The 25,103-nt window shown below is 56.4% G+C and carries 25 protein-coding genes and 1 other RNA gene; 5 read left to right on the top strand and 21 right to left on the bottom strand.

The features are described from left to right. Positions 1–39: 39 nt before the first annotated feature. Both NNL35_RS12340 and NNL35_RS12335 read right to left on the bottom strand, forming a co-directional pair. Complete coding sequence (locus NNL35_RS12340; RefSeq protein ID WP_006675619.1) at positions 40–1,014, bottom strand: ketopantoate reductase family protein; 975 nt, start codon at positions 1,012–1,014, stop codon at positions 40–42. Between the two features lie 193 nt (positions 1,015–1,207). Continuing rightward, complete coding sequence (locus NNL35_RS12335; protein ID WP_006675618.1) at positions 1,208–1,852, bottom strand: RsfA family transcriptional regulator; 645 nt, start codon at positions 1,850–1,852, stop codon at positions 1,208–1,210. A 339-nt stretch (positions 1,853–2,191) separates the two neighbouring features. Between NNL35_RS12335 and NNL35_RS12330 the strand changes: the two genes are divergently transcribed. After that, positions 2,192–2,428: a DUF2626 domain-containing protein gene (locus NNL35_RS12330; protein ID WP_040730274.1), complete on the top strand. Its 237-nt coding sequence runs from the start codon at positions 2,192–2,194 to the stop codon at positions 2,426–2,428. 130 nt (positions 2,429–2,558) lie between these two features. On the opposite strand, the gene NNL35_RS12325 is transcribed toward NNL35_RS12330, so the two are convergent. Then, entirely contained in the window at positions 2,559–3,677 is a 1,119-nt protein-coding gene (locus NNL35_RS12325; protein WP_006675616.1) for a class I SAM-dependent methyltransferase, read from the bottom strand. 225 nt (positions 3,678–3,902) lie between these two features. Here NNL35_RS12325 and NNL35_RS12320 point away from each other — a divergent pair, with 225 nt between their 5' ends. Next, the gene (locus NNL35_RS12320; RefSeq protein WP_006675615.1) at positions 3,903–5,015 is read left to right on the top strand and encodes a hypothetical protein; all 1,113 of its coding nucleotides are present in this window, start codon (positions 3,903–3,905) and stop codon (positions 5,013–5,015) included. Between the two features lie 29 nt (positions 5,016–5,044). On the opposite strand, the gene NNL35_RS12315 is transcribed toward NNL35_RS12320, so the two are convergent. Further along, complete coding sequence (locus NNL35_RS12315) at positions 5,045–6,451, bottom strand: extracellular solute-binding protein (protein WP_006675614.1); 1,407 nt, start codon at positions 6,449–6,451, stop codon at positions 5,045–5,047. A gap of 175 nt (positions 6,452–6,626) precedes the next feature. Then, positions 6,627–7,955 (bottom strand): PhoH family protein, encoded by a 1,329-nt coding sequence (locus NNL35_RS12310; RefSeq protein ID WP_006675613.1) that lies wholly within the window; start codon positions 7,953–7,955, stop codon positions 6,627–6,629. 148 nt (positions 7,956–8,103) lie between these two features. Between NNL35_RS12310 and NNL35_RS12305 the strand changes: the two genes are divergently transcribed. Continuing rightward, the gene (locus NNL35_RS12305; RefSeq protein ID WP_040730301.1) at positions 8,104–8,646 is read left to right on the top strand and encodes a YhcN/YlaJ family sporulation lipoprotein; all 543 of its coding nucleotides are present in this window, start codon (positions 8,104–8,106) and stop codon (positions 8,644–8,646) included. A gap of 124 nt (positions 8,647–8,770) precedes the next feature. Then, positions 8,771–8,965, top strand: a complete 195-nt coding sequence (locus NNL35_RS12300) for a hypothetical protein (RefSeq protein WP_138985609.1) — start codon at positions 8,771–8,773, stop codon at positions 8,963–8,965. A 34-nt stretch (positions 8,966–8,999) separates the two neighbouring features. Here NNL35_RS12300 and NNL35_RS12295 read toward each other — a convergent pair whose 3' ends face one another. The 11 genes from NNL35_RS12295 to NNL35_RS12245 all read right to left on the bottom strand — a co-directional run bounded on the left by NNL35_RS12295 (position 9,000) and on the right by NNL35_RS12245 (position 18,415). After that, on the bottom strand, positions 9,000–10,115 hold the full coding sequence (locus NNL35_RS12295) for an LCP family protein (RefSeq protein WP_006675611.1): 1,116 nt from the start codon (positions 10,113–10,115) through the stop codon (positions 9,000–9,002). A gap of 18 nt (positions 10,116–10,133) precedes the next feature. Further along, a complete protein-coding gene (locus tag NNL35_RS12290) occupies positions 10,134–10,415 on the bottom strand; it encodes a hypothetical protein (protein WP_006675610.1) in 282 nt (93 codons plus the stop codon). 60 nt (positions 10,416–10,475) lie between these two features. Next, a complete protein-coding gene (locus NNL35_RS12285) occupies positions 10,476–10,766 on the bottom strand; it encodes a YlaH-like family protein (RefSeq protein ID WP_006675609.1) in 291 nt (96 codons plus the stop codon). Positions 10,767–10,803: 37 nt separating this feature from the next. After that, positions 10,804–12,645 carry a translational GTPase TypA gene (typA, locus tag NNL35_RS12280; RefSeq protein WP_006675608.1) on the bottom strand — a complete coding sequence of 614 codons (1,842 nt, stop codon included), beginning with the start codon at positions 12,643–12,645 and terminating at the stop codon, positions 10,804–10,806. A 153-nt stretch (positions 12,646–12,798) separates the two neighbouring features. Then, positions 12,799–13,284: a hypothetical protein gene (locus NNL35_RS12275; protein ID WP_006675607.1), complete on the bottom strand. Its 486-nt coding sequence runs from the start codon at positions 13,282–13,284 to the stop codon at positions 12,799–12,801. 213 nt (positions 13,285–13,497) lie between these two features. Next, complete coding sequence (locus tag NNL35_RS12270; RefSeq protein ID WP_006675606.1) at positions 13,498–14,166, bottom strand: TerC family protein; 669 nt, start codon at positions 14,164–14,166, stop codon at positions 13,498–13,500. A gap of 88 nt (positions 14,167–14,254) precedes the next feature. Continuing rightward, positions 14,255–15,544 carry a tRNA uracil 4-sulfurtransferase ThiI gene (gene thiI / locus NNL35_RS12265; protein ID WP_006675605.1) on the bottom strand — a complete coding sequence of 430 codons (1,290 nt, stop codon included), beginning with the start codon at positions 15,542–15,544 and terminating at the stop codon, positions 14,255–14,257. Between the two features lie 24 nt (positions 15,545–15,568). Beyond that, on the bottom strand, positions 15,569–16,726 hold the full coding sequence (locus tag NNL35_RS12260) for a cysteine desulfurase family protein (RefSeq protein WP_040730271.1): 1,158 nt from the start codon (positions 16,724–16,726) through the stop codon (positions 15,569–15,571). A 454-nt stretch (positions 16,727–17,180) separates the two neighbouring features. Further along, positions 17,181–17,522, bottom strand: a complete 342-nt coding sequence (locus NNL35_RS12255) for a hypothetical protein (protein WP_006675603.1) — start codon at positions 17,520–17,522, stop codon at positions 17,181–17,183. Between the two features lie 25 nt (positions 17,523–17,547). Further along, complete coding sequence (locus NNL35_RS12250) at positions 17,548–17,754, bottom strand: DUF1540 domain-containing protein (protein WP_040730299.1); 207 nt, start codon at positions 17,752–17,754, stop codon at positions 17,548–17,550. 160 nt (positions 17,755–17,914) lie between these two features. Further along, the gene (locus NNL35_RS12245; protein ID WP_006675601.1) at positions 17,915–18,415 is read right to left on the bottom strand and encodes a DUF3907 family protein; all 501 of its coding nucleotides are present in this window, start codon (positions 18,413–18,415) and stop codon (positions 17,915–17,917) included. Between the two features lie 259 nt (positions 18,416–18,674). On the opposite strand from NNL35_RS12245, the gene NNL35_RS12240 reads away from it, so the two are divergent. Next, positions 18,675–20,582: a S8 family peptidase gene (locus NNL35_RS12240; RefSeq protein WP_006675600.1), complete on the top strand. Its 1,908-nt coding sequence runs from the start codon at positions 18,675–18,677 to the stop codon at positions 20,580–20,582. Between the two features lie 69 nt (positions 20,583–20,651). Here NNL35_RS12240 and rnpB read toward each other — a convergent pair. The 5 genes from rnpB to rpoD form a co-directional block, all read right to left on the bottom strand. Continuing rightward, positions 20,652–21,057: RNase P RNA component class A (rnpB, locus tag NNL35_RS12235), an RNA gene on the bottom strand. Between the two features lie 54 nt (positions 21,058–21,111). Further along, positions 21,112–22,227 carry a Nif3-like dinuclear metal center hexameric protein gene (locus NNL35_RS12230; RefSeq protein ID WP_006675599.1) on the bottom strand — a complete coding sequence of 372 codons (1,116 nt, stop codon included), beginning with the start codon at positions 22,225–22,227 and terminating at the stop codon, positions 21,112–21,114. Continuing rightward, positions 22,203–22,976, bottom strand: coding sequence for a tRNA (adenine(22)-N(1))-methyltransferase (locus NNL35_RS12225; RefSeq protein WP_006675598.1), 774 nt, complete (start codon positions 22,974–22,976; stop codon positions 22,203–22,205). Before NNL35_RS12225 ends, NNL35_RS12230 begins: the two co-directional genes overlap by 25 nt. Next, positions 22,936–23,820, bottom strand: a complete 885-nt coding sequence (locus NNL35_RS12220; RefSeq protein ID WP_006675597.1) for a hypothetical protein — start codon at positions 23,818–23,820, stop codon at positions 22,936–22,938. The genes NNL35_RS12225 and NNL35_RS12220 overlap by 41 nt, the downstream gene beginning before the upstream one ends. A gap of 142 nt (positions 23,821–23,962) precedes the next feature. Then, positions 23,963–25,087, bottom strand: a complete 1,125-nt coding sequence (gene rpoD / locus NNL35_RS12215; RefSeq protein WP_006675596.1) for an RNA polymerase sigma factor RpoD — start codon at positions 25,085–25,087, stop codon at positions 23,963–23,965. Positions 25,088–25,103 lie beyond the last annotated feature (16 nt).

Here is a 25,103-nt window from a genome sequence, read left to right as displayed (position 1 = left end):
GGCGGTGTGACTCACTCCTTTGGACAGAAGAAGTAGATGCTAGCGGTGTCTTGGCTCGCCAGCCCGGATCAGGCGGTATATCGTCTGATGCAGCGGGGTGCCGGCCCCATAGCGCGCGCCGAGCCGGATAATCGCGCCCGTAATGGCCTCGCATTCCGTCGGGCGGCCGGCCAATATATCTTGCAGCATGGAAGAGGTGTTGCCGGCCGTCAGGCGGCACACGTCCATAATCCGCTTCCAAGCTTCCTCTTCATTCACCGGGATGCCGGCGGCATGATAGACCCCGGCCGCTTCAGCCAACAAATCCCGCATAAGCTCCATCCGTTCCGCCCCGTCCAGCAGTTCTCCGTTCTTGACGCGCAGCAGCGCGGTCAACGGATTGATGACGGCGTTGACGAGCAGCTTTTGATAGACCATGTCTTCGATGTTGTTCGACACAAACGCCTCAATTCCTGCCTTTTCCAACAAGTTCTTCGCAGAAATGCATGAAAAATTCAAGGCATGAGACCGGGCGTCCTCCTCTGCGGCGGCCGGACCGATCCAGGTTGCTCCGGATCCGGTATGACGAATCCGGTTCATTCCCTCTCTGGCTGCCGCCTCCGTCGTAACAGCGACCGCGAGCGACGGAGAAGGCCATACCCCCGCCAACGCTTCGGCATGGCCGACCCCGTTCTGGAAGCAGACGAGGGTCGCGCCGGGCTGCCGCGGCATCTCCGCCAGCACGCTGAGCAGCTCGGGTCCGATATGCGTCTGCTTGACGAACAGCCATATCATGCCGGCTTCCAAGCCATGACGGCGCAGCCGGGCCGGCGCCAGCGAAAGCGGGAACGCATCTACCCCTTCATAATGGGAGCGCTGCCCTGACAGCTCCACTGCCTCGAAGCCTTCGGTGCGAATCTTCTCCGCCTGCTCCTCCGTTCTCGTCCACAGCCGGACTCCGGCCTCGCCGCCGGCCAGCAGCCGCCCCGCGAACAGGAGGCCGAGCGCGCCTCCTCCGATAATATCGACAATCATGTTCGTCTCTCTCCTTCTTCCGATCTTCTATCGGCTCGTTCTCGTTATATATGAATAATTGAACACGCACTATCAGTGTCCTTGTTATATCAAAGAATCAGCAAAAACACAAAAAAAGCGCCAAGTGAGAGAATTCTCTCGCCAGGTGCTTTCCTTGCGCCGTCCTGCATGTGCCGGGGACGGAAGCCGGCGCCTATTCGATTCGCTCCAAATTGCCGTTGGCGTCCATACGGAACCGCGTCTTCACATCATCGTCTTCCTCGCTCAAGATAGCCAATCGGCGGGCACGGTCCATAATTTGAATGAGCGCTTTATAATCATCGTTCACCGTACGATAGTCGGTCTCTACCACGTTGACTTGCTTAGAGAGCTCCTCATTTTCCCGCTGCAGACGAACACAGTATTCTTCCTTTTCATGCAGTTCTTTTTCCATATGCTTGATTTGGCGAGTCATTTCCTGCACGTTGTTGCGCATCTGGCGCAAATAACGGATAACCATGTCCATCGACAACGATTCTTCCGACAACATCTCGCCTTTCAAATCGGTGTCTTCTCCCTCTTGCAGCGTAAGAGAAGCGACTTGAGCGCCCAGCGGCTGCTTTTTCAAATAATTGCGCTTCTGCCGCTGCGCCTTGGCCAGCTGTATCGCCGCCTCGTACTTTTTGCGGACGCAGCTGTTCCAACGGAATCCGCATGCTGCGGACGTGCGTCCAATCTTTTCTCCCACTTCCTCAAAAGCGGCCAACTGGGTACTTCCTTCCCGGATGTGCCGAAGTGTAACTTCCGCTAAAATCAAATCATCATCTGCGGTCCATGCATCTTGCCTTATTGCTGTCATGAAATAACCTCCTAACGACTTCCATCATTCATATCGGTCGCAAGCAGCTACGCCGCGTTCGCCATCCGATTATTGGAGCGGAGTATACTGCCGCTTGAAATAACCGCTTATTCCATCTCTATGCCCATGCTAGATTTCATAGAATCTATCGGATACTAAAATGTATATCCATTTTTCCTAGGAAACATACGTGCGCGTGTCCATGCTTTATATCACATTTATGAAGATCTGAACAAATTATTTGGTTTTTCGTCACGGTTAATCGTTTACATAACCAATTGCGAACGCTATAATATCATTAGAAAAGTGGGACCGATCGTAACGAGAGGAGGATGAATCGTGGCACGAATGTATCGCGTACTCGGCTTCTGGACATTAGTCATCGGTCTAATGGCGTTTGCTGGAGACATGATCGAGATGGCTCTGCTCTTCTTCATGCAGACCGCCTTCTTTGTGTTGTTGGGATATCTGAAATTGTCCGAGCGTACATATATACTTCTGTTCTGGGGGTACATGCTTGTATGCTTCACCGGCTTCTCTTACTGGACCGTATTCGTAATGGGCAAGCCGTTCTAAGGCGGATACGCCGAGGTGACGATGCAGGATATGCTGATGAGCAGCACATAACAGTTACGGCCGAAGCCTCCGGGCTTCGGCCGTTCTTTATTTTCAAGCAGCTCCCGCTGCCATCTGCCCGCGCCGGCAGCTATGCGGAAGCGTGCCGCGCGAGCAGCAGCACGCGGAACCGTTCGCTCAACCGATCGCTCAGGAGCAGCTGCCGGATCGCCCGGTTGCGGCGCGCTTCCGGACTGAACGGATCGGGCTGCGCATGGTCGACCAGCTCCTGCAGCAGACCTTGCTCCAGCAGGAAGGCTTGCTGCGTCATATAATTCCGGATCAGAGCCCCTGCTTCGAGAGCGGCCTGCTGGCAGACGCTGAAATCGACCATGGCCGTCATATCCTGCTCGCCGATATGTATCCACGGGTTGTCATGGGCGCGATGCCGGTGATAGCACATCAGCGTCCCCTCGACGCGATGCTCCGCCGTCAATTCTTCCGTTACATCGCCGTAATCGATGAAGATGAACTCCGCGTCGGATGCATGCCGCAGCATCGTGCCGAGCCAGCCGCTCATGGCGATGCCGGCGTCGCAGATGCGGCCTTCCGGCAGCTCGATCCGATAGCGCTTGAGCCAGCGGAGCACTTCCGGTTCTGCCGGAAGCCAGACGGGACGGAAGCTCTGCTCCGCCTCCTCCCAGGCAACGAAGCATTGCTCGATCTGCCCGTCCGATGCGCGGATGCGCTCGACCGGGAACGCATCCAGCAGTTCGTTGGCGAGGACGAAGAGCCGGCCCGCGCCCGCCTCGCGCCGATAATCGGCCTCCGTCCACCAGGATACGGGGCAGTCTTCTCCGCCCAGCCGCTCCTTGGCCAGCTGCGCATGATAAGGGCTCGCTTCCACGATGGCGTACCGGTAGCCGCTGCAGCGATCACGGCGCATGCGCTCGTTGATGTGTCCGGCAAGGCGGCCATTGCCCGCTCCCCACTCGACGATCGTGAACGTGTCCGGCGCCCAGCCCTTCTCCGCGGCGAGGCGCTGAATATAGACCGCGATCATCTCCCCCATCGCGCTGCCCACGTTCGAGCTCGTATAGAAATCGCCCTCCTTGCCGATTTTGGGGCGATCCGACATGTAATAGCCGCCTTCCGGATCGTACAGGCAGCTCTCCATGAAGGCCGAAAAGGGAATCGCTGCCTTGGCGGAATGGCGGATGCGGTGAATTAGATGTTGAATGAGAATGGAATTAGAAGGATAATGAGACATGGCAACCATCCTTTCTATGCGTGAGAAAAATAGACCATGCTCGTCCGGGGCTGGCCGCCCTGCCGGTCCCTGCTGGCGGCCCGATGCCGGGTCATGCAGCGCGGACCGGCCGTGTGCCCGTCCTCCTTGTCCGCCGCCCCGCATACGGAGCCGGGAAAGAGGTCATATCCCGTCTGGACGAGACATACGATGAGTTGTGCATACCGTTTGTAAGGGGGGAACCCGATGTCACTGGCACAGCGTGCGCGCTATGCGCTGTTGGGACTCGCATTTATACTTCTCATCTCCATTGCGGTGCCCGGTGCCACTCGTGCGGAACCGACGGTTCATACAGGCTGGAGCAAGGAGCCGACCGAAGCGGAGCGCAAGCTGCTCCAGCAGAGCTTGTCGGTTACCGAGCTTAACAAAGAGATCGAGCGAATCGCCGCGAAGGAGTCGACCGCTGCCGGGGAACGGCGCCAGACGGAAGACGCCCTCCGCAAGCAGGCGGCCGCCTTCGATCAGAAGCGGGAGCAGGCGGGCCGCGTGCTCCGCGCCTATTATATGGGAGAGCGCGACATGCTGCTTCAGGCCCTGCTCTCCGCCCGGGACGAACACTCCATCTGGCTGTTGTTCGACTATTATCAGTTCCTGTTCAAGACCGATCAAGAAATATTGGAGACGTATTCCGAGCAGTTGAAAAATCTGAATCGGCTTCGCGATACGTTAGCCCGCACGGAACGGGAATTGTCGCAGGTCAAGGAACAGCTTATCCGGCAGCGCGACAGAGTGAACGCCCTGCAGCGGGAGCTCGATTCCAATCTGGCGAACAGCAGCGATCCGGAAGCGATGAGCCGGCTTATCCAGGAGTTCACCTCCTATTGGCAGAACATCGGCATGTATGAGGTGCGCCGACATTTCCGCGCCCTGGCCGATGCGATGCAGAAGCTGCCGGAATTCGTGAAGAAGAGTGGCAATCTGCAAATCGATGGTACTAAGTATACCATTACGATCCAAGAAGAAGAACTGAATCAATTTCTGCGCGAGCAGGATCCGATTTTCGAGGAGTTCTCCTTCCGCTTCCAGGAAGGTTCGGTGTCTGCCGAAGGAGAGAGCGCCGGACTGAACGTATTCGTTCAAGGCCATTACACGCTGGAGAGCGAGCCGGAAAATATGATGCTGTTCCATGTCGACCGCCTGATGTTCAATGGCCTGGAACTGCCGGACACGACCCGTTCGCAATTGGAAGAGGAATTCGATCTCGGCTTCTATCCACAGCGGCTGGTATCGTTCATTGAAGCAACCGATGTCAGCGTGGAAGACAACCAGATTACGGTGCATCTGTCTATGAAATGGTAGGCAACACAAACAACCATCAACAGCGGCATTCAATCCCTGTTGATGGTTTTCTCTGCGTTCATATGCTGATTCCATTCCAGCTGCAGCTGCTTCGTGGCGAGCTGTCCGGCCATCCAGCGGCTGGCGGCGCCGGACCATTGCTCCAGCCCTTCCGCCTCCTTGTATACATGCCGCTTCCGTTCCTGCTTCGGCCGAAATGGCTCCGGCAGCAGCCGCTCGCTGCTCTGGGAGAGATACGCCTGCTCATGAACAGGAAGGACGGACAGCGTCTCGAACCATTCCTGCTGGACAGACCATTGGGTCATATAGGCGATCCAGTGTCTCGCTTCTTGCTCCGCTTCCGTATGCGACGCGAGGACATAGCTGCGGCTCGTCACCCATTGTCCCGCCGGCGGAGCAGCTTCTCCGGCCGGCTCGACGGCCAGCGGGGCGCTCGCTTCCAGCGCCGCTTCCGAGTAGGGGACGATCGCGAAGGCGATCACTCCCGCCTTCAGCTTCTCCCATGTATCCATGTGGCTGGATTCCGGGCTCCAAGGTTGAAAATGTGCCAAGTACGGCTCCAGCTCCGGCAGCGTCTGCTTCCACCGGACCTCCGAGGCCTCTGTGCTGTCCGTCTGCCTTCCGGCCCATTCCGGGCCTCCCTGTGCCGGCACAAATTCGGGATGAAGCAATCCGAGCCTCCACAATAGCGACAGCAAGGCCCGATGATCCTCCGCATGCCACGCGAACCATTGGTACGGAAGCCGTTCGCCGGCTGCCGGAGAGATAGCCGGCGGTGGAATGATACCGGACGAAGGCAGACCGTCCGGCGCTTCCGGCGGCTCCTCGTCCACTGCCGGCGCATTCTCGTCGAACAGCCGCTTCCACCCGCTCCAATCGCTGGGCAGAGCGGATGCACCGCTCGCAGATTTCACTCTATTTTTGTTCCACACGAGCACATAAGGATCCAATTGAACCGGCATGCCCCAGGCATAGCCGTTCCACCGCACCCGGTCGCTTAACCAGGCCGGCACCGAATCTCCTCCGTTCATCGATGGATCGAGCGGCAGAAGCCAGCCTCTTCGCGCATACGGGATCACTGATTCACTGTCGAGCAGCAAAATATCAGCGCCCTGCTCCATCTGCATCGCCTTCGGCCACTCTTCCTCTACCTCCTGCACGGAGCTGTTAATCAACTCGACGTAGATGCCGGTCTCGTCCATGAACATCTGGTTCAAGCGCCGAAGCTGGATGAAGGACATCGACGGGAGCTGCACCGCCACCTTCAATTGCTTCAATGGCTTGGGGCCCGCGTTGTCCTGCGACGGCTTCACGTCGGTCTCCGGAGAGGCATCCTGCTCCGCCTGCTGCGGGACGCTGCCGCTGAACTGGAACAACAAGAGCAGCGATACGAAGACCATCATGATCGTGACCAGCGTTTTTTTGAATTGCGGCATTGCCCTCTCCCTTCCGTCCGTTCCTCACTTCTCCTGATATCTATTGTAGCACCGTTGGCCTACCTTGTCCTTACCCCGGAATCCGATTATGGCAAAATAATAAGCCCGGAGCACTATTTCGCCCCGAGCCGTTCCTCCTCCACCTGTGACGCCCGGCTGCATCTGACGTACAATTCTACAGCAAGTCTGCCGCAATCTGGGCAAGGCGCGACCGCTCCCCCTTCTCAAGCGTCACATGGCCGCTGATCCCCTCGGTTTTGAACCGTTCCACCAGATGGGTCAGGCCGTTGCTCGCCGAATCGAGATACGGATGGTCAATTTGCGCCGGATCCCCCATCAGGATGATTTTGCTGCCCTCTCCGACCCGGGAGACAATCGTCTTGACCTCATGCTTGGATAAATTTTGCGCTTCGTCAATAATGATGAACTGCCCCGGAATGGAGCGGCCTCGAATGTACGTCAGCGCCTCCACCTGAATGTTGTTCATGCCGACCAGGATTTTGTCGATATCCCCGGATTTTTTCGTATCGAACAGGAACTCCAGATTATCGTAAATCGGCTGCATCCACGGCCGCAGCTTCTCCTCCTTCTCCCCGGGCAAATATCCGATATCCTTGCCCATGGGCACGACCGGCCGCGCAATCAACAGCTTCTTGTACTTCCGCTCATCTTCCACCTTCATCAGCCCGGCGGCCAACGCCAGGAGCGTCTTGCCCGTGCCGGCTTTCCCTGTCAGCGTCACCAGTGGAATGTCGTCGTTGAGCAGCAGTTCGAGCGCCATCCGCTGCTGGGCGTTGCGCGCCGTAATCCCCCATACCGGATCATTGCTCAAATAGAGCGGCTCCAGCTTGGTGCCCTCGGCATTTACCTTGAGCAAGGCGGATTTGCTCGTGCCGATCTCGTCCTTCAAAATGACGAATTGATGCGGATGCAGCCGCAGCCCGAGCTGCTTCAGCTGGAGCATCCGGCAGGAGTAGAATTCATCGATGATGCTGGGGTGAACATGAACGGAGAACAGGCCGCTGTACAATTCATCACCCGATTGAACCGTCCGGTCGGACAAATAGTCCTCCGCATGCAATCCAAGCACGTCGGCCTTAATCCGGACAAGCACATCCTTGCTCACCAGGATGACTTCCGCCGGATGCTCCGCTTGCTTTTGCTCCAAATGGTAATTCAAGGCGACAGCCAGTATGCGGTTGTCGTTCGATACCTCTCCGAACATCTCCTGTACCTTGACGAAGCTGCGGTGATTCAATTCCACCTTTAGCGTGCCTCCGTTGGGGAGACGGACGCCATGATGCAGATGACCGTGTTCCCGCAAGCCGTCCAGCAGCCGGGATACCGATCGCGCATTGCGTCCGAGCTCATCGGCATTGCGTTTTTTCGAATCCATTTCTTCGAGCACAACGGCAGGAATGATCACTTCATTATCTTGAAAAGCAAACAGCGCATTCGGATCATGCAGCAGCACGTTCGTATCCAATACAAATATTTTGCTCATTGGATTCTCCTTTCGCCGAACAGACCGTTCCAAGAGGGAGGGTGTGGCGATTCATTTTACATTACATAAAAAATGCCGCGGCCGTTCACACTATACTCAATCGGAAGTCTCATTTTTATTGTCAAACAAAAGGAAAGGTTGATACGTGATGCATAGATTGCTGGTTGCTATCGTGATCGTAGGGATGCTCGCCGGATGCGGCAATGCGAACAGGCAAGCGACACCGGGAGGTTACGCGGGAGGTCAGGCTCAGCCGATCCAGGACGGCAAGGGCAACATTCAAGACGCGGGGGCGGTAAGCCAACATCTGGCCAATCTGGCCCGTAAAGTTCCCGGCGTCAAAAACGCGAATTGCGTCGTCTTCGGAAATACGGCGATCGTCGGCATTGATGTCGATTCCGGGATGGAACGCTCCCGGGTCGGAACCGTTAAATATTCCGTAGCCGAGGCCTTGAGCAAGGATAAGTATGGAGCCAACGCGCTCGTGACGGCCGACATGGACATTAATGCAAGACTGCGCGAGATGACCGCCGATATTCGGCAGGGCCGGCCGATATCCGGCTTCGCGAATGAGCTCGCCGATATCGTGGGGCGCATCGTTCCGCAAATTCCGAATGACGTCAAGCAGATCGAGTCGAATGCGCCGGAACCGAGCCCGACGAACGGAGCCCGCTCCCAGCAGGCGCGTTAACGGCAAGCCGTCAGGCGCAGCGGCCTGCGGCTCTACGAGCATGGCTGCTGCCATGCCAGACAGGACAGCCGCGGACCGTTCCTAAATGCAGCAAAAAGCCTAGTGTGTACTAGGCTTTTTGCTCATGGGAACCGAACTCGCGTCGGCCCCATCAATAGACGCGCGCCGGCTGGAGGCCGTCACAGTGTCGGGCGGCAGCATGCCGCTGCCTGGCATGTTCAGCGTTCTGTCCTGCTGTCCATTTTGCATGGCGGCTGGCTGCGTCGGCATCGCTTCGACCTCCTATACAAAGTTCGCTCCTGTCATTCTATTGTATTAATCGATGTAACAAAAATTGCATACAACCTGTATAACTAGGCCGCCGGCGCAGCAGGCGTCTCCGCCGGATCCGTCGTACCTTCCGGAACGGCCGGCTCCTTGAGCGATTTGCCTGCCAAGACGTCCTTAATTGCCTGCTTCGCCTCTTCCAATTTATTCTCGAACGGATAAATATAAGGGCTCTTCCAGTCTCCGTCGACCGAGATGTAATGGATATTGTCCTTATCAATCGTAATATACGTTGTCAGGGCGCTGCGAATCTGGGATGGCAGCATGTCGATCGTGAAATTGTCCGCAAGGGCGTCAATGACATCCGTCGCCTTTGTAAGGCCGCCCAACGACTGCATGTTGCTGACGATCTCTTTCAGCACGGCATTCTGGCGCTTATTGCGGTCGAAATCGGTTGTTCCCGGCGTCTGAGGACTGCATCGCCAGTTCGATTTGCGGTAACGGACGAAGTCGAGCGCATTTTTGCCGTCCAAATGTTGAAAGCCTTTGCTCAAATTAATATGCGTGCCATCTTCTTTGTCAACGTAGCACATATCTTGATCGACATTGACATCGACACCGCCGACCGCATCGACCAGGTCGACGAAGCCTTTGAAGTTAATGACGGCCGTATAATCCAGATCGACGCCTAAATATTGGCCGAGCATCACCCGCATCTCGTCCTCCGGCGTGTCGCTGTCCAAGGTGCCCCGCTCTTTCATTACATAGAAGTTAGGATAAAAATGATTCAGCTTATCCGGTCCGTATCCCGGAATATTGAAGTACGTATCCCGTGGCAGCGAGACGAGCACCGCTTCCTGCGTGTCGGGATGAATCGCGCCGACCATAATGACATCCGTCCTCTTCCCCGGAAGCTCCGGCCGGTAATCCAGCCCGAGCAGCACGAACGAGAACGGCTCGCTCTTCGGCGTCAGCGTGGCCTGAACCGTGCTTGTTCCCTCTCCTCCGGCCTTGGCCGTAGAGATGTCATCCAGCCTATTGTTGGCATACAGCAATATGTATCCGGCGTAACTGATGACGCCGAGAGATAGAATGATAATCGCAATGAGAATGGCCTTTAGCCATTTCGGCATGCCTTTGCGTGCCGGAGCTGCTTTTACGCTCTGTTGTTTTCTCGGCGGCAATGGTGTCGATGAATTCATAGTTCCTCCCACATCATGTTACTCGTTGTATTTCGGATTCGCTTCAATGTCTTTCCACAGCCGTTCCGCTTCGTCCCGCTCGAACCGCTCGGAATGCGTGGCCCCGTCCTGCTCATAGGTAACGACATAGCTGTCTTCCGCCTCGTTCCACACCGCGGCGACGGAACCCAGCCGATGATCTTCGCGCAAAATATCTTCAAAAAAAGCAACCGTCTCCTTGGCCGCCCCATCCTCGGGGCGAGCATCTGCCACGATCTTAATCTGCAGCCAATTGAACAGCGCAACCGGCAGCTTCATCATATGCGCCCTCGTCCCTTCTGTTCAGATGCCCGCTGCCTTCCGGCAGCGGGTCAACTCGAATCAGCCTTGATTATTCGCTTCTTTTTTGCGCCGCCGCTCTTCGACGAAGTAACGGATGCGCACCATGAACATTAAGATGACAGCCACGGACAGACACTGCACGATCGGCAGCTTGTCAATCTGGAAAATAAGCAGAATGAACGCCCCGACCGCCATAAACAGATACACCAAAATTTCTTTGAGCAAAGGCAGCTTCTGCTGCGTACGGAACACTTTATTGAAGATGTACACCATGAACGCAAAAATAAGCACGTAGCTTATATATGGATGGGATGCCAACCACGCTTGCATCGAGGGTCACTCCTTTTCCAACGTTGTCCAAATCTCATTATACATGGGATTCGGACATTTTGCGCACTTTTTCTGCCCGTTCGCGTTCGCTCTTGTTCAGAATTTTTTTGCGGAGCCGGACTGTGGACGGAGTGATCTCGCAGTATTCATCATCATTCAAATATTCCAGAGCCTGCTCCAGCGAGAACAGGCGCGGCGTCTTCATGCGGACCGTTTCATCCTTCGTTGCCGACCGGACGTTCGTCAAAGCCTTCTCTTTGCAGATGTTGACGACGATGTCGTTGTCGCGGTTATGCTCGCCTACGATCATGCCTTCATACACCTCGGTTCCCGGCTGAAGGAACAGCACGCCGCGATCCTCTACCGACAACATGCCGTACATGGTGCTTGTGCCCGTCTCGGTCGAGACCAGCACCCCTTGATGCCGTCCGCCGACTTGGCCGCCAACATAAGGACCGTAATGGTCGAACGCATGGTTCATAATGCCGTAGCCGCGGGTCAGCGTCAGGAAATTGGTGCGGTATCCGATGAGTCCGCGGGCCGGAATCAGAAATTCCAGGCGGACCTGGCCGTTGCCATGGTTGATCATATTGACCATCTCGGCCCGCCGGGTGCCCAAGCTCTCCATGACCGGACCGGTGCAATCTTCAGGAATGTCGATAACAAGCCGCTCGATTGGCTCCATTTTTTTGCCGTCGATCACTTTGACGATGACCTCCGGCTTCGACACTTGGAGTTCATAGCCTTCACGGCGCATATTTTCGATCAGAATGCCCAAGTGAAGCTCGCCCCGACCGGAGACGATGAATGCCTCCGGACTGTCGGTGTCCTCCACCCGCAAGCTGACATCGGTCTCCAGCTCCTTCATCAGCCGTTCGCGCAGCTTGCGGGACGTAATCCATTTTCCTTCTCTTCCGGCGAACGGACTGTTGTTCACTACGAAGGTCATCTGCAGCGTAGGCTCGTCAATATGAAGGACAGGCAGTGCTTCCGGATGCGCCGGATCGGCCAGCGTCTCGCCGATATTGATATCCTTGATTCCGGCAATGGCCACGATATCTCCGGCCCCGGCCTCGTCGCGCTCGACCCGCTTCAATCCTTGGAAGCCGAACAGCTTCTCAATCCGCGCCTGCTTCACCTGACCCTCACGGTTGATGACGGCGACGGTCTGCCCTTGGCGGATGCGGCCCCGGTTCACGCGGCCGATCGCAATACGGCCCATATATTCATTGTAGTCAAGCAGGGTGACGAGGAACTGGAGCGGCTCATCCGGGTTCTCCGTTGGAGAAGGGATATGCTCCACGATCGTGTCATAGAGGGATTGCATGTTACTGTCCTGCTGCTCCGGAGACAAGCTAGACGTCCCGTTCAGAGCGGATGCATAGACGACCGGGAAATCGAGCTGTTCGTCATTGGCATCGAGCTCGATGAACAATTCAAGCACCTCGTCAATGACTTCATGCGGCCGGGCATTCGGACGGTCGATTTTGTTGACGACGACGATCGGCGTCAGATTATGCTCCAGCGCTTTGCGAAGCACGAACTTCGTCTGCGGCATGCAGCCTTCGAAGGCATCGACGACGAGCAGCACCCCGTCGACCATTTTCATAATGCGCTCCACTTCTCCGCCGAAATCGGCGTGACCCGGAGTATCCACGATATTGATCAAGTAATCTTTATACGTAATCGCCGTATTTTTGGCCAAAATCGTAATGCCGCGTTCACGCTCCAGATCGTTGGAGTCCATGACGCGTTCCTGCACCACTTCATTCTCGCGGTACGTGCCGGACTGCTGGAGAAGCTTATCCACGAGCGTCGTCTTGCCATGGTCAACGTGGGCGATAATTGCGATATTGCGAATGTTTTTTCGATCTTGCATACTTGAACCTTTCCCTTCTGGATGTGAATGACAAGCATTTGGAATCGTCCTCGTCCGCGGTTAGACGAACAAGGCAATTCATCAAGAAAAACGCCGGAATAAGGCGGCGTTTCTACTCGGACGGAATGGTGTCTCCATGTTGCGGCATGCCTCTTAATATCTACGGCCTAAGCGGCCGAACACGAGGGCGGCTCCAACCACGATGAGCGCAATCGCAATCATGTACAGGCTGATTGTAATCATAAGCATCAGGATAAAAATGCCGATCCCTACCCCGCCGAACATCAGCGAGCCGAGCCATGCGTTGCGGGGGTGAAGCGGATCTTCCACATAATAGCCGTACAACCCTGCCCCGACCCCAATCAGAAGCAGAGGCCACAGCCATGTGAACAGACTGGCGCTAATCCAATGCGTCAGCATGAACAGCACGCCGTAGACGGTCAGCATGCCGGCAGGCACCATCGTAACAGGCGGGGCAATTCTCGCCCGAACGAGGGCGTACGCGCCCAATCCGACAAGAAACATGATGAGCGGCCACAGTGTGCCACCGATAAAAGCAAAGACTCCCCATTTGCCCAACAATATAAATAAGCCTGCAGCGAGGATAACGATGCCGATCAATTGTTGATTTTTGCCCATTCGACAAAACCTCCATGCATCATGGTTACGATGTGATAACAGGGTGCGGCGTTCGGTGCGTCATTTTTATCTTTTCTAGTGTATATGAAAGTCCGGAAAAATACCACCATCACCTGAAAATTTGCAAAATCCGCAGACGGCGCAAAAAAACAGCCGTTCCCCGAAAGGGGCAGCGGCCGTATGCATATACCGCATCATCGCACCATACGGGTGTTATTCTGTTCCGATCTTGCCCCGGCCGCGAAAAAATACACTGAGAAGCATTGCCATTCCGACCATTACCCAAGGCAAGCTCCCTTCCAAGCGAAGGCCCGACCGGCCTAGCCATGCGGCGATCTGTGTATCGGACGCAATCATCTCCCCGGCGGTGTAAGCGAGAATTCCCGCTCCCGCATACATGAGCAGCGGCACCCGCTCCAGCCAGCGGCTGATGATCGCGCTGCCCCATACAATAAGCGGAATGCTGAGTGCAATGCCGATGATGACGAATTCCATTCGCCCCTTCGCAATGGCCGCGATAGCGAGCACATTATCCAGGCTCATCACGAAATCCGCGATCAGAATGGTGCGGATCGCCGTCCCTAAGGAGCCGGCCTCTCTCATCGCATCCGGCTCTTGCCGGGGTGAGGTGGTCAGTTGGACGGCGATGGCGAAGAGCATCGCTCCGCCCGCCGCTTGGAGCAGCGGAATTCGCAGCAGCGTTACGGCCACAACCGTAAGCACGCAACGCATCAGGACGGCGCCCCCTACACCCCACCATACCGCTTGGCGGCGGTAATGTTCGGGAAGATGGCGGGAAGCCATGGCGATAATCACCGCATTGTCCCCGCTCAGCACCATATTGATCAGCAGTATTTCCCCTATTACCCATATCGAGTCCACAGTCCGTCCCCCCTGTCTACTACATGTATGAACAGAGGAGACAGGCTATGACGTTTTTTTGGCGTGAAGCGCAAGAATCAACCTGGTCTTAGAACCAGTCATCCGTCCGGGCAGGCTGTTCGTCCGGCTTGCCGGATACCTCCGCTTGAGAAGCGTCTTGCCGTTCCGGCCCGGACAGGACAATCGCATGGTCAGGACTTCCGCCGGCCCGTAATACGAGGGACTCCGTCTGAGCCACCGCCGCTTCCAGCAGCGCTTCGTAATCCTTCATCGAGTGCTCGGCATATTCGACGACACGCAGATTCGGATTGGTCGAGGGCGATTTCGGCACGAACAAGGTGCAGCAATCCTCGTAAGGCAGGATGGACAGGTCATATGTTCCGATCTGCTCCGCAATTCGGATAATTTCATTTTTGTCCATCGTGACAAGCGGGCGCAGAAGCGGCAGATCGGTTACACGCCCGATGACATTCATGCTCCCGAGCGTCTGGCTCGCCACTTGCCCGAGGCTGTCCCCCGAGATGAGCGCCCCGGCTTTGCGCTGTTCGGCCAACCGGGTTGAGATGCGCATCATCGCCCGCCGCATCAGTGTAATCATCAAATTATCCGGCGCGTCCTGATGCAGCCGCGTCTGAATCTCGGTGAAAGGGACGAGGTGCACGCGGATCCGTCCGGCATAGTTCGCGAGCACCTGAGCCAGATCCAGCACCTTTTGCTTGGCGCGTTCGCTCGTGAACGGATAGCTGTGGAAATGAATTGCCTCGATTTCCAGACCTTTGCGCAGCGCCTGATACCCGGCAACGGGGCTGTCAATTCCGCCGGACAGCAGCAGCATCGCCCGCCCGTTGGATGCCAGCGGGAAGCCGCCCGCGCCCGGAATAACCTCATTGAACAGATAGGTCCCTTCCTCGCGGACCTCGACATGCAGCTCGATATCCGGCTTGCGGACATCGACGGTGAGCTGCGGGTACTGGCGCAGAATCGGCGCGCCGACCAGATGATTCATTTCCTGCGATCCGTGCGGGAAGGCTTTCCAGGCTCTCCGGGCCGTGACCTTGAAGGTCGTATTTTCCCCCGGATTCATCTCGGCCATGAGCTGCAGCGCCGTCTCCACAATCGGTTCCAGCTCCGAAGGAGCCCGCTTCACCGGGCTTAGCGATACGATGCCGAACACCCGGCGAAGGGCGCCGACCACTTCTTCTATCGGCTCTCCGTTCAATTCCACGTACATCCGGCCGTATACCCGGATAATTTTCGCCTGCGGGAACGGCGCCAGCACGAACTTGACATGCTGGTAGGCGGCTTTTTCAAATCTGCCGCGGTTCTTTCCTTTGATGGCCAATTCCCCGTATCGGAGAAGTATCATATCGTAATTCATAGCTGGTTCGGTCCTTTCCCCTGTTTATCTTCGGCTTGTCCGCATGGGAGCCAGCCGCTTCGTCACTTCCGCCAATGCGTCGGACAGACGTTCGATGCTTGCCGCATCGGTATCGGCGCCCATGCTGATGCGAAGCCCGCTCGCCGCGCGTTCCGTATCGTTCGTCATCGCCATCAGCACCCGGCTCGGCTGGTGCAGCTTGGAGGAGCAGGCCGATTGGGTGGAGACGATAATGCCCAGTTCTTCGAGCGCATGCACCACCACTTCGGATTTCATGCCGGGGAACGACAGATTGACGATATGCGGCGCGGCAAGAGGAAGCGGCGGACTGTTCAATACAAGCGGATCCCATTCCTCCAACCGGCTGAGCAGCAGTCCGCGCAGCTCAGACCAGCGCTCGTAATTCGCTTGCTGCTCTTCGACGGCGAGACGAACCGCCTTGGATAGAGCGATCACGCCCGGCACATTGACGGTTCCCGGCCGGAGACGATGCTCCTGCGCTCCTCCGGCGAACAACGGCTTCAACGGAGCTTGTCCGCGCCGCAGCAAGGCCCCGACTCCTTTCGGGCCCCGGATTTTATGCCCGGAAAGGCTGTACAGATGTACACCCCATCCTTCCAGATCGACCGGAAGCTTGCCAAGGCCCTGTACGCCGTCCACGTGGAACACGATACCCGGATGCTCGCGCACGATGCGGCCTGCCTCGGCAAGAGGCTGCACCGATCCGGTCTCATTATTGACATGCATTAGCGAGATGAGCGCCGTCTCCGGACGGATCGCGGCTTCCAGATCCTCGGGACGGATGCGCCCATGCTCATCTACGGGCAAATACGTGACGGCTGTACCCTCCCGCTCCAGCTCACGGAAGCATTCGTAGACGGAGGCATGCTCTACAGCCGACGTGATAATATGCCGCGAGCGGCCCCCGGCAAGAGCGCCGACCGTTCCCAGTATGGCGAGGTTGTTGCTCTCGGTCGCTCCGGACGTGAAAATGACGTCGTTCGGGGACGCGTTCAACGCGCCGGCCACGACTTCCCGCGCCCGCCGGACCAACTGCTCCGCCTGGCCACCCATGTGATGAATCGAAGAGGGATTCGCATATATTTGCTCCATCACTTCCGTCATCGTCCGAATGACGTCCGGATGCGGAGGCGTGGAGGCGCTATGATCAAAATATAGCATTGACGCCGTTGATGTTTTCAAGCTAATCCTCCTTATAGCCGTGTTCCTGCCGAATTGGGGAACACCCTTATCAAGAACGTTCAAAAAGGCCGGTTTTCAGCACCGAGAAGGTTGCAAGAACTCGAAGAAGGAGCAGCGCAGTGTAGGCGAGACTACATGAGCAGTGGACTTCAAGAGTGAATGCAAGATTCGATGCCGAGTTACTTACAGCTTTTCTTCGTTATCAAAAGCGGACTTTTTGAACATCCTCTGTAAACAAAAAAGATCAAAACAGCATGGGAAGCGCGCCATTATCCCCGCTTCCGCCGTTGTTGATCCCCTGCAACTTCGACATTACTTGTTATTTTACACGTTTTCCGCTGATCGCACCATCTTTTTTGCATTGGACTTTTCATTCTATATGATAAAGAGCTTGTCCCCGCCGCAGCGGTTACAAGCCCGAAACAGAGTATGATTACATGGATGCCAGCAGCATCAGACGAAGCACGATGGCGAAAACACCAACGATCATGGCCATCATCCCCAAGGAACGGCTCCCTTGCAAATACGACAGGCCTCCAAGCGCGATGCCGCTCAGGCCAAGCACAAATGGAAACATGATGACCGATACAAGAGAAAACCCTACGGCAATGGCGCCCACTCCGGAAAAATGATCAATTTTTCCCCGTTCCTTCTCAGCGTCAGCGTTCATCGCCTCCCGGGGAGGAAGAGTCCCTGCTTCGGCAGCGAATTCGGTATCCCGCGCCTTCGACTCGCGGTGGCGGTTCTTTTTGTGGCGGCGGCCTTTCGCTTTCATCCCATTGTCCCTCCCGTACCGTATGTTATTTCGGTTCAAACGTTTGGCAGCAGGTTACGGATGATTTGGAAGCTGTATCTTTGTGAGGGCCATACTCATCAGCGAATTCTGACTTCAAATTCGCGGATGCGTGCTTATCGATTTCAATCATAATCTCGCTGGCTTGACAGCGGTAATCGCCCCAGAACTTGCAGTTGGATACACTGCAATTCACCAATGGCTTGTCACTCATGTCAGTCACCTCCATTACACAGGATGTCCTGCCGCCGCCGCCCCTATGCCGTGCCGCCATGCCCATTTCCAACACAAAAAGACGCTCCGTTCCAATCCGAAGCGTCATTGACTCTAATTCCGTTATTTGTGCGGCTGGCCATCGGCCAAGCTTCGCCCGTTCATGGGATAAGCTGCATTCGCCGCTCTGACATATAATCGCTTTCGTAGTAGCTTAGCTCCTCCCGCAGCTCTTCGAACAGCCGGGACAATTCCTGAACCAGGCGCTTCACCCCGGGCTCGGGGGTCATGCGGAAGCGTATCGCTTCCCGGCCGGTATACGCATACCGCCCATCCTCGGTGTACGCTTCATGCTTCGGATTGAAGAAGGCATGCACGCAATGATGATACAGCTCATACAGCGCTTTCTCCGCAAACGGCTGCTCGAAATTCGCCCGCCGCAGCGCTACGCCGAGCCTCTCATAACTGATCTCGGAAAAAACGAGCAAGTGCCGGAAATCTGCCAGTAGTCCTTTGTAAAAAGCCAACGTTTCTTCATCTGTCTGCTCACCGGCCAATTGGGCCAGCGTATGCCCGTTCAAAAACTGCTCCAGTTTGTCTGCTGCTTGTGCCACATGGCCCCGGGCCAACTCGCATTGCTGTCTTACTGTGGATGCTGACATGGAAAAAGCTCCTCCCTTAATCGCGTCATTGCATACCTGAACGCTTCAACCGAATACCATTTTGCCATTTTATCCTACCATAAATAAAAGCAAAAAGGTACTGTCCGCAACCAATGTTTGGCTTCCTTTTGCTGTCCGAATAATTTGGTTCGCAACGTCTCAAGCTAAAGCCAAATCTTCCATACCCCGCGCTCCGCAGACGAGAATGTTCCGTGTGGCTGGAGCAGATGGATACGGCCCGGACAAGGAGGAACATCATATGTTGAAACCCCGCCATTGGGTAGGCATTGCCGCTCTGGGAACGGCAATTCTGGCCATTCCGTTACTCTGGTCCGCGAACCGCGCTCCGGTTGAGAATGGACGTACGGCCGCGATGCAGGAAATCCATATCAAAAATCAGGTCCTTCAACAGGATATGCATTTTACGGAGCGCTTGTTCACCATGGACGCCCGCAGAGACATCGATGCGGCCCTCGAAGAGTGGCATGGGCAGACGCCGAAGCAGATGAATACGCTTGCCGAGGAATTTATACAAGCGCACCCCCATTTCATTTATATGAAATGGATGGATTTCGGCGAGGGAACGGTATGGGTCAAAGGCGAGCTGCCGAAGGATACGACGCGGACTGGCAATCAAAAACTGACGGAGCACTTGAAAATCGCGGAATCGTCCGTCAAAAAGCAGCAATCGTACGTATCCCCGCAGATGACCATCCAAGGCAAGCATCATATCGTCATGGGGATACCGGCCCCCGGCAAGAACCATGCCATCGTGGCCCTCGTCAATCAGCATGTCGTTCAGACCGTGCGTAAGCTTCAGCAGAAAAATTTGCGCCTCGTCCCTTATCCGCCCGAATCCAGATTCCGCGTCAAATCCGTGGATTCAGATTCGATGCGGGACGTGAAGGTGAAGGATGGAGAAGACAATGCCGGAACGAGCCATTATTACGAGAACGAAGTCGTGGTGCGGTTCCGGGACGAGCCGACGGCGGATTCGTTGGAGCGCATGATGCGGGATACCGGAAGCGAACAGCCGCGCAAGCACAGGCTGGGAGCTACCTATGTGTTCCGATCCAAGCGGATGACGGCGGAACAAATGACCCAATATTTCGCCCAGTATAATCCGCTGTATGTCGAGCCCCATTTTCTGTACATGACGAACGGCACGACCCGCCCGACAAGCATATTGCCGATGGTTGGCAACGAGCCGGCCGGCGTAGCCGTCGAAGAGCCGAACGACGTCTTGTACAAGCCCTATCAATGGAACTTGCCCAGCATTCAGACGAACCGGGGCTGGTCCATCAGCAAAGGGGCCGACAATGTCATTATCGGGATCGTCGATACCGGGGTCGACATGAAGCATCATGATCTGAAGGGCCGGCTAATGGACGGCTATAATGTGTTCGATCCGGAAGCAGCGCCCCAGGACGATGTCGGCCACGGCACCCATGTGGCAGGCATTATCGGAGCCAATGTGAACAACCGGGAAGGCGTCGCCGGCATGACCTGGGTCAATCCGATCTTGCCGATCAAGGCGCTGGACAGCACCGGCTCGGGAACCACCTATTCCGTCGCGGAAGGGATTATTTGGGCCACCGATAACGGGGCCAAAGTCATCAATCTGAGTCTGGGCAACTATGTGGATGGGGCATTCCTCCATGATGCCGTCAAATACGCCTTCGAGCGCGATGTCGTTCTCATCGCCGCTACAGGCAACGACAATACGAAGCGCCCGGGCTACCCGGCAGCGTATCCCGAAGTATTCGCCGTCTCTGCGACTGACGCCGATGACAAGCGCGCTTCTTATTCCAATTACGGCAATTACGTCGATGTCGTGGCGCCCGGCACCTCGATCGCCAGCACCTACCCGAACAATCAATATGCCGCCTTGTCAGGCACGTCAATGGCATCTCCGCATGTGACGGCGCTTGCGGCACTTATCCGTTCGATCAACCCGGGGCTCAAAAATACAGAGGTGTACGAGATCATGCGCCAGAGCGCGACGGATCTGGGTACGCCAGGCAAGGACATCGACTTCGGCTATGGCAAAATCGACGTCGCCCGCGCGTTGAGCATGGCGGAACAGGGCAACTCCTCCCTGTCTCTCTACCCGCAGAACATCGAGCGGAAGCTGAACCGCTTCATCTCCCGCTTTATCGGCATGTAAAAAATAAAACACCCGCAGGAAAATCCTGCGGGTGTGTTCGTGTATTGGATAACATAGAAAGTTGCAGCTTCGGAAAGCTTGTCATAAGCCGGGTTCTGTACTCATCGTGGTATCACGGGGGCAACCCTTCCACTACTAAGCGACAATCATCTATCTAGGCTGTGCATTGCTGCACCGCTCAAGCGACCAACCCAGACGCGCCTCGGGCCGAGGTGCCTGTAAAGACAGGCGTGCGTCCCATTAGGTCTTGCTCCAGATGGGGTTTACCAGGAACGAAGTCACCAGCGTTCCTCGTGGTCTCTTACACCACGGTTCCACCCTTGCCTGTGCCGTCATGAAGACGGCCATCGGCGGTCCATTTCTGTGGCACTATCCTTCAGCTTGCGCTGACTGGACGTTATCCAGCATCCTTGCCCTATGGAGCCCGGACTTTCCTCTCGTGACGCATGTCACCAGCGATTGTCTGTCAAACTTTCCGTCAACAATCGTTAGTATACTAGGTTCTGGCCAGAAACTCAACAAGTAACTTTTACATAAATTGAAACGGTTCGGTATTTACGGAGGAAGCATGGAAGACCGTCTTCACGCCATGCTTGTCAGCGGCCTGCTGGAGACGCGAAGCGACATCCTCCTTCATCATCTTCTCGGCGTTATGGCCCGGATCGATGATGGCCAGCCCCGCAGCCAGCGCATCGTGGGCCGTATGATAATCGATATCGCCCGTGACGAGGACATCGGCGCCATGGAAGAGCGCATGCCGTACATAGCGGGATCCGGAGCCGCCCAGCACAGCGATCTTCTTCACTTCGCGTTCCGGGCTTCCTACGACGCGCACATGCGGCACGTCGAAAGCCTTCTTCACCTGCTCGGCACAGGCTTGCAGCGTCACAGGAGCCGGCAGCTTGCCAACCCGGCCAAGGCCATAGGCCGTCCCTTCCAGATCGAGCGGATACAGATCGTAGGCCACTTCCTCGTATGGATGGGCCTTGAACATCGCTTGCAGCACCCGGCTGCGCCGCGATTGCGGAACGATCGTCTCGATGCGCACTTCCTCGACGGACTCCAGCTTCCCGGATTCGCCGATGAACGGATTGGTTCCCTCCTGCGGCTGGAACGTCCCGGTCCCCGGCTGTGAGAAGCTGCAATGGCTGTAGGCCCCGATATGCCCTGCCCCGGCATCCAAAATCGCCATCCGCACCGAATCGGCATGGCTTACCGGCACGAAGACGACCAGCTTCTGCAGCGGCTCCTGTTGCAGCTTCTCCAGCACCTTCACCTCGGTCAGTCGGAGCCGATCTGCCATCAGATCGTTCATCCCGCCCGGAGCAACATCATAGTTCGTATGAGAAATGTAGACCGCAATATCATGCTTGATCAGCTTCTCCATGAGCTTGCCTGCCGGCGTGTCAGTTTGCAAATGGGGAAGCGGCCGATAAATAATAGCGTGATGGGCAATGATGAGCTCCGCCTCCAGCCGGATCGCTTCGTCGACGACCTCTTCGGTCACGTCCAGGGCGACAAGCACCCGGGACACCTTTTTGTTCAACGTGCCCAATTGCAGGCCGATGCGGTCATCGGGAACCGCCATCGATTTGGGAGCGAGCTGCTCCATCCATTGAATTACGGTTTGCGCGTGTGCATACATGCCAATATCGCCTCCAATTGTGCCAGGCTGTCCGCGAACATCGCGCGGCGCTGTCTGGCTTCTTCCGTCGCAGCCTGCTCCATCGTGCGCAGAATGCGCGCTCTTTTGCGAATTTCCAGCTGCCACTTCTTCATGAATTCCGGCGTTGGCGCAGCCGATAGCATCGGGCCGAGCTGCACCAGCCATTCCTCGGTCAGCGTCACCTGCTCGTTCAACTCGCGGGGAGCGTACAATCGGCGATCATGCTGTACGGCCTCTTCCTTGCTGCGAGCGCGTTCGGCCAGGAGCACCTCATACAGCTTGCCGTCTTCCTCAATCAAGGCTTCCTCCATCAGATTCCAGCCTTCCCGGCGCAGCCAGGCCCTGACATGGGCCTCTCCCACATTCGGCTGCAGGACCAAGCGGGTCACTCCCGTCAGCTTGCCCGGATCGGCCGATAAAATCTGGACGATAAGCCCCCCGCCCATGCCCGCGATCGATATGACATCGACCTCGCCGGGCGAGATGACGGCCAGGCCGTCGCCCCGGCGCACGCTCACGCGATGACCCAGCCGGGCGCCTTCAATCTGGCGGCAGGCCGCTTCATAAGGCCCTTGATTCACCTCTCCGGCCACCGCCATCTCAATTCGTTGTTGTTCCGCCAGATAGGCCGGCAGCAATGCATGATCCGAGCCGATATCGGCCAGTCGGCTGCCTGCCGGCACCCAATCAGCGATCTGCTGCAGCCGTTTGGACAGTTTGATGTTCACGTATCCATTTCACCCACTGTTTTCTGAAGTAAAAAGCACTACACCATAAAATGATCCATTTCCCCAACAGGAACGAAAGCAGCTCTTGATCCGCTTCCAGCTCACTCCATCCGCGAGCGGCAACCCAGGCCGCCTCCGGCATGAACCAGAGTCCGGCGGAGGCGATAAGAAGGCCAGCCGAGACCCTCGGAGACAGGCGGTGAACCGCCCATGCCATCCAGACGAACAAGCCGCTCTCCGGGAGCCACAGCCATTGGCTCTCGCCGAGGGTCAGATCCGTCATCGCGATCTGCAGGATGCAGCCATAAGCGGCAGCGGCATGAAGCCAGCCCGCTCCCTGCATCAGTCCGGAACGCGCCAGCATGCCGCATAAGAGCCAGGCAATAGCGGAGACAACGAGCCAGACCACGGTCGGCCACCATGCCGGCCATCCCTGAGTCTGCAGCACAAGCCAGCCGCCGCCGGACAAGGTCAGGCAAGCCAGAAGTGCCCGCCACCGAGTCCTCCGCAGATTCGTCTTCCGGGTCCGCCAAGCCAAGGCGGTCAGCACAAGCGCTGGGACCGCAATGACGCCAATTTGCATTGGGGCCGCAAAAGCGGTAAAATAAAATCCGACAATACAAAACAATACAAAAATGAAAAAAACAACCATCCAGGACGTTGGCCGCAAGGAAGCGATGCGATCCGCCCAGGAACGGGCGGGCTCCTTCGATCCTTCCTCCTGCGCATCCAACGGTACATCGTACAGTTGGGCCAGGAAATTGCAATAGGCTGCAGGCAGCAGCCGGTTTTTCCGCCAGCGGGCGATTTCCTGGGCCATCCATTGGCGTTGCTGAGGATCCATTGCCTGTACACCTCCAGGAACGTCATGCCGCCGCCCTGCCTTGTTGGCCGAGTGGCCGAGGACAGCGGGTCCTTCGCTGCTTCCTCTATGCAAAAGACCTTCATCACGCCGGCAAGGGCATCAGAAGGTCTCTTGCACACCATTATTCTAAGAAATCTTTTAACCGCTTGCTGCGGCTTGGATGGCGCAGCTTGCGGAGAGCCTTCGCCTCGATTTGACGAATCCGCTCGCGCGTAACGCCAAATACTTTGCCCACTTCTTCCAGCGTTCTCGTCCGGCCGTCGTCCAGACCGAAGCGCAGGCGAAGCACGTTCTCCTCACGCTCAGTCAGCGTGTCAAGCACATCCTCCAACTGCTCCTTCAGCAGCTCGTACGCGGCGGCGTCCGCCGGAGCCAGCGCCTCCTGATCCTCGATGAAATCGCCCAGATGCGAGTCGTCCTCTTCGCCGATTGGCGTCTCCAAGGAAACCGGCTCCTGTGCAATCTTCATAATCTCGCGCACCTTCTCTACGCTCAATTCCATCTCGGCCGCAATCTCTTCCGGCGTCGGTTCGCGTCCCAGCTCCTGAAGCAATTGACGAGATACGCGAACGAGCTTGTTGATCGTCTCGACCATATGAACCGGAATCCGGATCGTCCGCGCCTGATCCGCGATCGCCCGCGTAATCGCTTGGCGAATCCACCAGGTCGCATAGGTGCTGAATTTATATCCTTTGCTGTGGTCGAATTTCTCCACCGCTTTGATAAGCCCCATATTTCCTTCTTGGATCAGATCAAGGAACAGCATGCCCCGCCCGACATAACGCTTGGCAATGCTGACGACCAACCGCAGATTGGCCTCGGTCAAGCGCTTCTTCGCTTCCGAATCGCCCTGCTCGATCCGCTTCGCAAGTTCAATTTCCTCTTCTGCCGACAAGAGCGGAACACGGCCGATCTCTTTAAGGTACATCCGCACCGGGTCATTGATTTTGATGCCCGGCGGCAGTGACAGATCATCATCAAAATGAAAATCGTCCGAATCATCGTTATCGCGGTCGTTGGCACGAACGCCCATCTCATCATCGGCTTCACTTACTTCAATACCCAGATCGGAGAGCTGCTCATAGAACTCATCCATTTGTTCCGGGTCTTGGTCGAACGTCGCCATTTTCTCGGCTATCTCTTTGTAGCTGAGCGATCCTCGCTTTTTGCCGAGTTCAATCAACTGGTCCTTCGCATGTTCCAGCGCCGTTTCCGTTTCAAGTCCAGTATGTTGATCATTCGCCATTTTCCGACTCCCTCCT

Origin of the sequence: Paenibacillus dendritiformis (assembly GCF_945605565.1) — a bacterium.
Classification (GTDB): domain Bacteria; phylum Bacillota; class Bacilli; order Paenibacillales; family Paenibacillaceae; genus Paenibacillus_B; species Paenibacillus_B dendritiformis_A.
This window is presented reverse-complemented; position numbering and strand designations above follow the sequence as displayed.

What these genes read in the sequence shown, in the direction of transcription:
- NNL35_RS12300 (WP_138985609.1), top strand. Translation starts at nt 8,771, where the DNA reads ATGGGAACCGAACTCGCGTCGGCCCCATCAATAGACGCGCGCCGGCTG.
- NNL35_RS12245 (WP_006675601.1), bottom strand. Translation starts at nt 18,415, where the DNA reads ATGTCAGCATCCACAGTAAGACAGCAATGCGAGTTGGCCCGGGGCCAT.
- NNL35_RS12340 (WP_006675619.1), bottom strand. Translation starts at nt 1,014, where the DNA reads ATGATTGTCGATATTATCGGAGGAGGCGCGCTCGGCCTCCTGTTCGCG.
- NNL35_RS12260 (WP_040730271.1), bottom strand. Translation starts at nt 16,726, where the DNA reads ATGCTATATTTTGATCATAGCGCCTCCACGCCTCCGCATCCGGACGTC.
- thiI (WP_006675605.1), bottom strand. Translation starts at nt 15,544, where the DNA reads ATGAATTACGATATGATACTTCTCCGATACGGGGAATTGGCCATCAAA.
- NNL35_RS12310 (WP_006675613.1), bottom strand. Translation starts at nt 7,955, where the DNA reads ATGAGCAAAATATTTGTATTGGATACGAACGTGCTGCTGCATGATCCG.
- NNL35_RS12285 (WP_006675609.1), bottom strand. Translation starts at nt 10,766, where the DNA reads ATGCAAGCGTGGTTGGCATCCCATCCATATATAAGCTACGTGCTTATT.
- NNL35_RS12320 (WP_006675615.1), top strand. Translation starts at nt 3,903, where the DNA reads ATGTCACTGGCACAGCGTGCGCGCTATGCGCTGTTGGGACTCGCATTT.
- NNL35_RS12255 (WP_006675603.1), bottom strand. Translation starts at nt 17,522, where the DNA reads ATGAAAGCGAAAGGCCGCCGCCACAAAAAGAACCGCCACCGCGAGTCG.
- NNL35_RS12325 (WP_006675616.1), bottom strand. Translation starts at nt 3,677, where the DNA reads ATGTCTCATTATCCTTCTAATTCCATTCTCATTCAACATCTAATTCAC.
- rpoD (WP_006675596.1), bottom strand. Translation starts at nt 25,087, where the DNA reads ATGGCGAATGATCAACATACTGGACTTGAAACGGAAACGGCGCTGGAA.
- NNL35_RS12230 (WP_006675599.1), bottom strand. Translation starts at nt 22,227, where the DNA reads ATGTATGCACACGCGCAAACCGTAATTCAATGGATGGAGCAGCTCGCT.
- NNL35_RS12240 (WP_006675600.1), top strand. Translation starts at nt 18,675, where the DNA reads ATGTTGAAACCCCGCCATTGGGTAGGCATTGCCGCTCTGGGAACGGCA.
- NNL35_RS12220 (WP_006675597.1), bottom strand. Translation starts at nt 23,820, where the DNA reads ATGGATCCTCAGCAACGCCAATGGATGGCCCAGGAAATCGCCCGCTGG.
- NNL35_RS12335 (WP_006675618.1), bottom strand. Translation starts at nt 1,852, where the DNA reads ATGACAGCAATAAGGCAAGATGCATGGACCGCAGATGATGATTTGATT.
- NNL35_RS12275 (WP_006675607.1), bottom strand. Translation starts at nt 13,284, where the DNA reads ATGGGCAAAAATCAACAATTGATCGGCATCGTTATCCTCGCTGCAGGC.
- NNL35_RS12305 (WP_040730301.1), top strand. Translation starts at nt 8,104, where the DNA reads ATGCATAGATTGCTGGTTGCTATCGTGATCGTAGGGATGCTCGCCGGA.
- NNL35_RS12290 (WP_006675610.1), bottom strand. Translation starts at nt 10,415, where the DNA reads ATGATGAAGCTGCCGGTTGCGCTGTTCAATTGGCTGCAGATTAAGATC.
- NNL35_RS12250 (WP_040730299.1), bottom strand. Translation starts at nt 17,754, where the DNA reads ATGAGTGACAAGCCATTGGTGAATTGCAGTGTATCCAACTGCAAGTTC.
- NNL35_RS12295 (WP_006675611.1), bottom strand. Translation starts at nt 10,115, where the DNA reads ATGAATTCATCGACACCATTGCCGCCGAGAAAACAACAGAGCGTAAAA.
- typA (WP_006675608.1), bottom strand. Translation starts at nt 12,645, where the DNA reads ATGCAAGATCGAAAAAACATTCGCAATATCGCAATTATCGCCCACGTT.
- NNL35_RS12315 (WP_006675614.1), bottom strand. Translation starts at nt 6,451, where the DNA reads ATGCCGCAATTCAAAAAAACGCTGGTCACGATCATGATGGTCTTCGTA.